Origin of the sequence: Longimicrobium sp., assembly GCF_036280135.1 — a bacterium.
In the GTDB taxonomy this organism is placed as follows: Bacteria; Gemmatimonadota; Gemmatimonadetes; order Longimicrobiales; family Longimicrobiaceae; genus Longimicrobium.
This window is the reverse complement of record NZ_DASURI010000817.1, coordinates 1-6,287: the sequence shown is the minus strand read 5'-3', so window position 1 is coordinate 6,287 and position 6,287 is coordinate 1. Positions and strand designations below refer to the sequence as shown.

8 protein-coding genes and 1 pseudogene are annotated in these 6,287 nt (G+C 69.9%); 1 reads left to right on the top strand and 8 read right to left on the bottom strand.

Annotated features, from left to right (window positions below):
• Positions 1-7: 7 nt before the first annotated feature.
• The 3 genes from fbp to VFZ20_RS26425 are packed head-to-tail and all read right to left on the bottom strand — an operon-like array spanning position 8 to position 3,668.
• Positions 8-1,066: a class 1 fructose-bisphosphatase gene (gene fbp / locus VFZ20_RS26435; protein WP_329686966.1), complete on the bottom strand. Its 1,059-nt coding sequence runs from the start codon at positions 1,064-1,066 to the stop codon at positions 8-10.
• Positions 1,063-1,470, bottom strand: a complete 408-nt coding sequence (locus VFZ20_RS26430; RefSeq protein WP_329686965.1) for a hypothetical protein — start codon at positions 1,468-1,470, stop codon at positions 1,063-1,065. The genes fbp and VFZ20_RS26430 overlap by 4 nt, the downstream gene beginning before the upstream one ends.
• The gene (locus VFZ20_RS26425) at positions 1,452-3,668 is read right to left on the bottom strand and encodes a DNA internalization-related competence protein ComEC/Rec2 (RefSeq protein WP_329686964.1); all 2,217 of its coding nucleotides are present in this window, start codon (positions 3,666-3,668) and stop codon (positions 1,452-1,454) included. The genes VFZ20_RS26430 and VFZ20_RS26425 overlap by 19 nt, the downstream gene beginning before the upstream one ends.
• A 411-nt stretch (positions 3,669-4,079) precedes the next feature.
• On the opposite strand from VFZ20_RS26425, the gene VFZ20_RS26420 reads away from it, so the two are divergent.
• Complete coding sequence (locus VFZ20_RS26420; RefSeq protein WP_329686963.1) at positions 4,080-4,280, top strand: hypothetical protein; 201 nt, start codon at positions 4,080-4,082, stop codon at positions 4,278-4,280.
• Positions 4,281-4,361: 81 nt separating this feature from the next.
• Here VFZ20_RS26420 and VFZ20_RS26415 read toward each other — a convergent pair whose 3' ends face one another.
• The 5 genes and pseudogenes from VFZ20_RS26415 to VFZ20_RS26395 all read right to left on the bottom strand — a co-directional run.
• The gene (locus VFZ20_RS26415) at positions 4,362-4,583 is read right to left on the bottom strand and encodes a hypothetical protein (protein WP_329686962.1); all 222 of its coding nucleotides are present in this window, start codon (positions 4,581-4,583) and stop codon (positions 4,362-4,364) included.
• 78 nt (positions 4,584-4,661) lie between these two features.
• The gene (locus tag VFZ20_RS26410) at positions 4,662-4,991 is read right to left on the bottom strand and encodes a hypothetical protein (protein WP_329686961.1); all 330 of its coding nucleotides are present in this window, start codon (positions 4,989-4,991) and stop codon (positions 4,662-4,664) included.
• A gap of 245 nt (positions 4,992-5,236) precedes the next feature.
• The gene (locus tag VFZ20_RS26405) at positions 5,237-5,410 is read right to left on the bottom strand and encodes a hypothetical protein (RefSeq protein ID WP_329686960.1); all 174 of its coding nucleotides are present in this window, start codon (positions 5,408-5,410) and stop codon (positions 5,237-5,239) included.
• Between the two features lie 63 nt (positions 5,411-5,473).
• Positions 5,474-5,623, bottom strand: a complete 150-nt coding sequence (locus tag VFZ20_RS26400) for a hypothetical protein (RefSeq protein WP_329686959.1) — start codon at positions 5,621-5,623, stop codon at positions 5,474-5,476.
• Positions 5,624-6,075: 452 nt separating this feature from the next.
• A pseudogene (locus VFZ20_RS26395) lies at positions 6,076-6,287 on the bottom strand (hypothetical protein); the annotation flags it as partial.

Here is a 6,287-nt window from a genome sequence, read left to right as displayed (position 1 = left end):
TCGAAGCTCAGACGCCGGCGGCGATGGCCTCGATGCTCACGGCCTCGGGCTCAACCGTGCGATCCTCGGCCAGGAACTGCTCGGCCATCTGCACGAACTCCGTGGTGCCGATGTACAGCGGCGTGCGCTGGTGAAGCGACCGGGGCATGATCTGGTTGATGGGCCCCGTGCCGTCGGACGCGCGGCCGCCCGCGTGCTCGGCGATCATGGCCAGGGGCGCCGCCTCGTACAGCAGCCGCAGCTTGCCGTTGGGGCTCTTGGCGTCGGCCGGGTACATGAACATGCCGCCGTACAGCAGGTTGCGGTGAAAGTCGGCCACCAGCGACCCGATGTACCGCGCGCTGAACGGCTTCTGCGGCCCGCCGTCCTGCCCCTTGAGGTGGTCCACCAGCCGCTGCTGCCCGGGGAACCACTTGCCGTAGTTGCCCTCGTTCACGCTGTAGATGCGCTGGCCCGGCGACGGGATGCGGATGTTGGGGTGCGACAGCAGGAACTCGCCGATGCTGGGCTCCAGCGTGAACCCGTGCACCCCGTTGCCCGTGGTGTACACGAGCATGGTGCTCGAGCCGTACACCACGTAGCCGGCAGCCACCTGCTTGTACCCCGGCTGCAGGCAGTCTTCCACGCAGCCGCGCGGGTGGTCGCTCACCTTGCGGTGAATGCTGAAGATGGTGCCCACCGAGACGTTGGCCTCGATGTTGGACGAGCCGTCGAGGGGATCGAACAGCACGCAGTACTTGCCCGTGGGGAACCGGTCGGGGATGGAGATGAAGTCCTCCACCTCTTCCGACGCCATCCCGCACAGGTGGCCCGTGTGGTCCAGGGCCTTGAAGATCACCTCGTGGGCGAACTCGTCGAGCTTCTTGACCTCCTCGCCCTGCACGTTCACCTCGCCCGTGTAGCCCAGCACGTCGGCCAGGCCCGCGCGGCGCACCTCGCGCGCGATCATCTTCGCGGCAAAGGCGACGTCGTACAGGATGCTGCTGAAGGCACCCGTGGCCTCGGGAAACTGGCGCTCGGCCTCGATGATGTGCCGCTCGATCGTAACGACGGACTTGCTGCTCACAAGGTCCTCGGGGGTACGGTTTTCCTGGACGCGGCGTACTGCGCCTGCCGCCGATACGCTTCTTCTTCGTACGGGTTGTTCCTGTACCCGTGCCGGATCCACCCCGCGACGTACCGGACCGCGAACAGGGGATCCCGCCACTGCTCCACGTGCACCAGCTCGTGCACGATCAGGTCGTCCGTGATGGGCAGGTCGGCGTTGCAGACGATGGTGCGGCCCAGGGTGACCGCCCCCGCCGCGCGCCGGCTCCCGCCCATGAACCACCCGCCCAGCCGCGTCATCAGCCGCCCGCGGCGCACCGTTACCCCGGGGGGTACCGGGTACGGCAGCTCCGCCGCCGGCACCCGCGCGCCCAGCACCCCGTCCGCCACCCTGCCCAGCAGGCTCACGGCTCCGTCCTCCATTCCGCCCCGCCGGGCTCCACCGTCACCCGCACGGTGCCGTCCTGGTCCGTCCGCGCCACGCCGATGCCGCGCGCCCGCAGCCGCGCCAGCACCTCGGGGTGCGGGTGACCGTAGTCGTTGCGCACTCCCGCGCTGATCACCACCAGCTCCGGGTGCACGGCGTCCAGGAACGCGCCGGACGATGCCGTGCGGCTTCCGTGGTGCCCCGCCTTGAGCACGTCGGCCCGCAGCGCGGGGCCGTAGCGCGCCACCAGGCGCTCCTCGACCCATGCCGGCGCGTCGCCCGTCAACAGCGCGGAAAAACCGGCGTAACGAACGTGTAGCACTGCGCTAATGTCGTTGGGATCAGCGGGGGCGTCAAGAACGTCCACGGCGGGCCACAGGAACAGGAGTTCCATCCCGTCAACCTGCAAGGAGCGGTCCTGCCGTGCCGCAGCCCAGTCCACGCCTTGCTCTTCTGCCGCGCGCAGCGTCTCCAGGTAGACCGGAGAGCCGAGCGGCAGGCCCGGCTCGATCACCTGCTCCACCTCCATCCCCCGCAGGACGGCCGCAGCGCCGCCCACGTGGTCCGCGTGGGGATGGGTAAGGACGAGCGCCTCGATGCGCTTCACGCCCCGCGCGCGCAGGTAGGGCAGCACGCGCCGCTCGCCCGCGTCCCAGCCGTCGTCGCGCTCGCCGGCGTCCACGAGCACCCAGCGGCCGGCGGGCGTGCGGATGGCGATGGCGTCGCCCTGGCCCACGTCCAGGAACACGATCTCCACCCCGCCGTCCGACGCCGTGCCCGCCAGCGGCAGCAGCAGGAACGCCGCCGCGGCCGACATCCCCGCCACGGCCCAGCGTACGCGCGCCCGCATCCGTCCCGTGGCGTCCAGGGCCAGGAGAAAGACGAGCCCTGCCGCGGCCCACAGCCACCACTGGGGCCGCGCCACGGCCGCGTGCCCGCCCGGTACGCGGAGGGCCACGTCCACCACCAGGTTCAGCCCGTCCAGCGCCAGGCCGGCCCCGTCCGCCACCAGCCGCGCGACGGGCGGCGCCACGGGCTCCAGGGCCGCCGCCGCCCCGATGCCGATCAGCGCCAGGCTCGTGAGGGGGATGGCCGGCAGGTTGGCGACGATGGAGACGGGCGCCACCTGGCCAAAGTGGTGCGCGACCACGGGCGCGGTGACCACGAACGCCGCCACGCTCACCACGAGCGATTCCACCAGCCACCGCGTGGCCGGGTTCTTCTTGAGCTTCGCGGGGACGCGGCGCATCATGGCCCCGCGAAAGAGGAGGATGCCCAGCACCCCCGCGAAGCTCAGCTGGAATCCCACGTCCAGCGCGGCCATGGGCTCCACCGCCACGATGACGAACGCCGCCGCGGCCACGATCGGCATCGTCGCGGATGGGCGCTGCAGCACGGTGGAGAGCAGCGCAAGCGCCAGCATGATCCCCGAGCGCGTGGCCGAGGGCGGCGCGCCGATGACGGCCAGGTACGCGAAGACGAGGACGATGGTCAGCCAGGCGACGTACCGCCGTCGCAGGCGCAGCATCCGCCCCAGCATCACGAACACGGCGCCGATGAGCGCCACGTGCCCGCCACTGATGGCCAGCAGGTGCACGAGCCCCGTCTGCGCGAAGCGGTCGCTGAGCTCCCGGTCCAGCGTCTCGCGCCGGCCCAGGAGCAGCGCGTCGGCCAGGGGACCGTGGCGGCCCATCAGCCGGTGCAGCTGCGCCTCGATCCCGCCGCGCGCCGTCAGCAGGGGGTGCGCGCGAAAGGAGGGCGGCGCGGCGAGGGTCAGTGTGTCCACGGCGAGGTAGCCGGCAAAGCCCGGCGCGCGGGGCCACGCGCTGCCGAGCACCGGCCGGGGCAGCGTGCGCCACTGGCCGCGGAGCACGAGCTCGCTGCCGGCCCGCGCGGGCGCCGCGCCGCGGGGAAAGCGCACGCGCATCCCGCCCGCGCACCACGGGATGGCGCCGCTCTCCTCGCGACGGACGCCGGACGCGTCAACGGGGATGAGCGGGCGGCGGGCCTTGGGATCGGCCGACGGCATCCAGTTGGCGGCGAGGGAGCCGCGCAGGGTCAGCTCCGTACCCTCGGTCAGGCGGCCGCGGCAGTCCCCTTCGGAGCGATGGCGGGAGGCGGCACCGTGTCCGGCGCCCGCCACCGCGAGGGCAATCAGCAGGAGCGTGCGCTGCGTGCTTCCGCGTAAAGCCATGCCGATCAGGCGCTTGTGGAGCCAGGGGGCAAGCAGAAGCGGCACCGCCGCGAGGGCAGTGCCGCCTGTGACCCATTCGAACCGCAACCCCACCAGCAACCCGCCCAGGAACGCCAGAAAGGCCTGTACGAGGGGATATCTCAGGTGCGTCACGCGTCCGGTTTTCGGGGGGACGAGGATGCGAACGCGCGCAGTCTACTGCATCCGCCGTCCAGGTGTGTAACCGCGACCCGCCACCGCGTGAACAGGTCGCCCGCAATCGCAATCCACGACAGGAATTAGACGAATTGTAACGACGTGATTGTCCCGATCCCGCAGGGTTTCGGCAGGGGCTTGGCGGATTTCACCTTTGTGCGTAGACTGGTACGCAAGCGTTTTCCTTTTCCGCCAATCTCACCGGAGACAGCACCCATGAAGAAGCTTCGCCTGGAAGTCGACGCGCTGCGCGTGGAATCGTTCGGCACGGGGACGGTGTCGCAGGGCGGCACCGTGAACGCGCACTTCGACCGTATCGCCACGGGCCCCGTGGTCGTCACGGACCCGGACGCCGACCGGTCGCGCATCGACAGCTGCTACTTCAACACCTGCTACGACACCTGCGACTGGGGCTGAGCCGCGCGTCGTGATCGGCGCATGGAACGAACGGCCCCGCGCTCCGGCGCGGGGCCGTTTCGCATCGTCCGCGTTCGGTGGTCAGCAGGCGGCCATGTAGCAGCTGTCGTACGCAGGGCACGTCTGGTAGCAGGTACCTGGCGGGCACGAACCGCGACACGTGGCGGCGCAGCTGTAGCAGCAGGTCTGGAAGTCTCCGCACGTCGCCTCCTCGCCCACCACGGTCCCCTTGGTCGTCTCCGGCGACGAAGTCCGGAAGCTGTCGATGCGCAGGTCGTCCAGGTGCAGCGTGAGCTTCTTCATGGGTTTCCCTCCTGGAGATGATGGCGTGGGCCACGTACGACGGGGATGCCGCGCCATACGGCATCCCCATGACGTTCATCAGCAGATGATGCAGTAGTACTCGGGCGACGGGGCGGTCATGTATCCGTCGCAGGTGTAGTTGCAGGAGTTGCCGCCGCAGCTGGGGTCCCAGGTGCACGCCTCGCACGTCCCGCCGCACGACGCATCGCAGGTGGCGCCGCAGCTGCCGTTGCACGAGGCCGCGCAGGTGCCGTTACAGCTCGCGTCGCAGGTGGGGCAGCCCGGACACGTGCACTGCGTGTAGCACGTGCACTGCTCGCCGAACACCGTGCCCCTGGGCTTCTCCGCGGGCGTCGTCGTGAAGCTGTCGATCCGCAGGTCTTCCAGGTGCAGCCTGAGCTTCTTCATGGAACGCCTCCTTGGGTCGGTGAACGGGATGACGGAAACAGCGCGGACAGGCTCCACAAGGGGACGGGAGACGTTCCCGGGTCGGGAGCGCCCCTGCACCAGAACGGCCGGGGGCGCCTGCCGCAGAATTCGTGCTAGATTTTTCACGAATTGGCGTATTTAGATACAAATGTGGGACATAAAAGCGCCGGCCCCGGACGCGAGGTCCGGGGCCGGCGGTTCCGGCGATGATCCCGATCCGTGGATCAGGCGGTGCCGTTGGCCGTGCAGTCCGGGCCCGCCGAGCAGATGCAGGGTGGCGCGAAGCAGATGCAGCCGTTGGGCTGGTCAACCACGGTCCCGCGCGTGTCGGAGTCCGTAATGAGCGTGTCGAACGACTCCACCTTGAGCGACTCGGCCTCGAGCTTGTGACGGATCATGGGTGTCCTCTTCGGGTTGGGTGAAAACGGGGAATACGATCCGGCGATACGCCGGGCCGGCGTCTAGCCCTGCGTGCAGTCGGCCGCGCGCGTGCAGCCGCACGGGGCCACGTCGCAGATGCAGCCGTTGGTGTCGCCCGCGTCCACCGCGTCGGTGAACGTGGCGAACGACTCGACCTTGAGGTGCTCGGGGTTCAGCGTCTGCTTCTTCATGCTTCTCCAGGGGATGGGGCGACGGGGAAACGCGGGGCACAAAAAATCCGCGCGACCGGGTACGCGGCCGCGCGGCGATACGATCAGCGGACATCCACGACGCACACTTTCGGCCGCGGACAGAAAAGAATACACGCGGGGCGCGTCTCACGGCGATCGTCCTGCCGGCGCGGCACAGCTGCGTGCATCTGCGTCCTCCGCGAGGGTGAGGCCGGAATGCGTGGGGATGCACCCAATCTTCCACATCCCGTCGTTTTGCACAACCCGCGAGAGAAAACCGCGGATCTCACACGGCGCCTGCGGCGAACGGGGTCAACGGTAACGGATCGAACGAAACCGTTGACTCCGCTGGCCGCAGGCCCCGTGTCCAATCCTTCTGGAAACCCATCCCACGCGAAAAACCGCGCCCCGGATCGGGAGCGCGGCTTTCACCATCCACCGATGGAGCGGCGTCAGACGGCGGGATCTTCGTCCAGGCGCGGATAGGCGGGGCGCCGCTCCTCCTCACGCGGGTGGACGGCCGTGCGGTCCTCCGGCTCGTCCGCCGCGTCGTCGCGCACGGGCGCGGACCAGGATCGCACGGACTCGGCGCGGGCGGGCTCGCGGGCCACGCCCCACGCGCTCACGGGACGCGCGGGCTCCACGGGCGGCGGGATGTCCAGCA